The sequence below is a fragment of the Bdellovibrionota bacterium genome (genome assembly GCA_035292885.1).
Classification (GTDB): domain Bacteria; phylum Bdellovibrionota_G; class JALEGL01; order JALEGL01; family DATDPG01; genus DATDPG01.
The window spans coordinates 1-2017 of sequence record DATDPG010000096.1; the positions used below are offsets into that span (position 1 = coordinate 1).

Consider the following 2017-nt stretch of genomic DNA (forward strand, 5'->3'; position numbering starts at 1 on the left):
CGCCAAGGCGGCATTCGACATTCAGTATCGGTTTCCGTTCGGCTGGCAGGAATTGGAAGGAATTCACAACCGAACCGATTACGATTTAAGCCGACACCAGGAATATTCCGGCAAAAACCTTCAATATTTCGACGAAGAGCGGAAGGAAAAATATCTCCCCTACATCATCGAGACTTCCGCCGGCTGCGATCGCACGGTTCTCTGCGTCCTTTGCGACGCATTCGCGGAGGAAGCCGAGCGAACCGTCATGCGTTTCGCCCCGTTTCTCGCCCCAGTACAAGTCGCGATTCTCCCGCTGGTGAAAAAAGACGGTCTTCCGGAAATCGCGCAACGGATTCTGGGCGACCTTCGGCCGCACTTCGCCGTCTTTTACGACGATTCCGGCTCGGTCGGACGACGGTACCGACGGCAGGATGAGATCGGCACACCCTACGCCGTCACGGTGGACAGCCAGACCAAAGAGGATGAGACCGTCACCGTCCGAGAACGGGACCGGATGACCCAAGAACGAATCAAGATTGCGGGGCTGCGCGACCACTTTTCAGGGCTGTTGGCCCCCCCTCTCTAACATGAAAGAGAACGACTCGCCTTACACGCTCGTGGCCCGTCTGGGCGAAGGAGGCATGGCGGAAGTCTTTAAGGCGCTCAAGCGCGGCCCGGACGGATTTGAAAAACCGGTCGCTCTCAAACGTATTCTTCCGCATTTGGCCGACGACGAATCTTTTATTCGGATGATGTCGGCGGAAGCGCGGATTCATGCGCATCTGGATCATCCAAATCTGGTCCAGATTCTCGATTTTTTCCGATGGGGAAGCTCGTATCTCATCGCTCTCGAATACGTCCCCGGAAAAAATCTCCGCCAAATGATGCACGATGCTCGAAAGCGGGAAACCGCCCTCCCCTGGCAGGGGGCCGTTCAGATCCTTACGGATATTCTGGCGGGGCTCGATTTCGCGCACAAGAAACAGGGGCCGGAAGGTCCGCTCGGCGTCGTCCACCGAGACGTAAATCCGCAGAACATTCTGATTTCCTACGAGGGGTTGGTGAAATTGTCCGATTTCGGCATCGCCTGGGCCAACGTGGAGCGCGAAATCACCGCTTCAGGAGTCTTGAAGGGAAAGCAGCGGTATCTTTCTCCCGAGCAACTGGAGAGCAAGCCGGTCGATTTTCGCGCCGACCTCTTCTCCGCCAGCATGGTTCTTTACGAACTCCTCTGTGAGCGCCATCCCTTCGACACCGGTAACGATTTTGAAACGATGAAACGGATCGTCAAAGGAGAGTTCGAACCATCCAGCCAGCTTCGAGCCGATGTTCCGCAAGCGATTCATGACGCGATCTCGCGCTGCCTTCGTCCAAAACCACAGGATCGTTTCACGGACGCGGCGGAATTTCGTCAGGCATTGTTTGCGGCTCAGGATCCCGCATGGCTCGGCTCAGGCTCTCGTCTCCTTTCCCAATGGATCGACCGCGTTTACCCGACCGCCGCCGACCGAGTGGAACCGACAATGGATCGCACCCCGATTCTGTCCCGACAGGGTACGCCTCTTCCCTTTACGATTCAGCCGACGGCGTCCGTGATCTCTCAAGTCTCCGGCCTGTCGCGAGCGGGCGTCACGAAAATTTTTACCTCCGGGCACTGGATCGCCTGGGTCCTCTTGGGAGGACTGGCCATAGCCGGGTCCTATGCGGCCTGGGAGTGGGGGCCTTTTACGGGAGAAACGCCCGGCGCAACGCCGACGAAGCCGACGACGGGCGCGGTTCCAACCGTCAAGGGAACCGCCCTTCCCAACGAAGTTATGCCAGCATCGACACCTGCCGAAGCTGGAGCTCCCACCGCCGCTCCTTCTCCTCAACCAACTCCCGCGCACAGAGCCCACGCGACTTCCGCACTCCCCTCACGCAGACCCACGCCGACGCCAAAACGTTCTGCCCGACTTTCCTTCGGGAATCTCGCCGTGGACGGCCCCCTCGGATCCAAGGTGTACATCAACGGCCGGCTCGTCGGCGCCATTCCGCT

2 protein-coding genes are annotated in these 2017 nt (G+C 58.7%); both read left to right on the forward strand.

The window, feature by feature from the left end; all coding sequences use genetic code 11:
• The coding region (locus VI895_07555; GenBank protein HLG19655.1) for a His/Gly/Thr/Pro-type tRNA ligase C-terminal domain-containing protein at nucleotides 1-568 on the forward strand (568 nt) is incomplete at its 5' end.
• Nucleotide 569: 1 nt separating this feature from the next.
• The coding region (locus VI895_07560; GenBank protein ID HLG19656.1) for a protein kinase at nucleotides 570-2017 on the forward strand (1448 nt) is incomplete at its 3' end.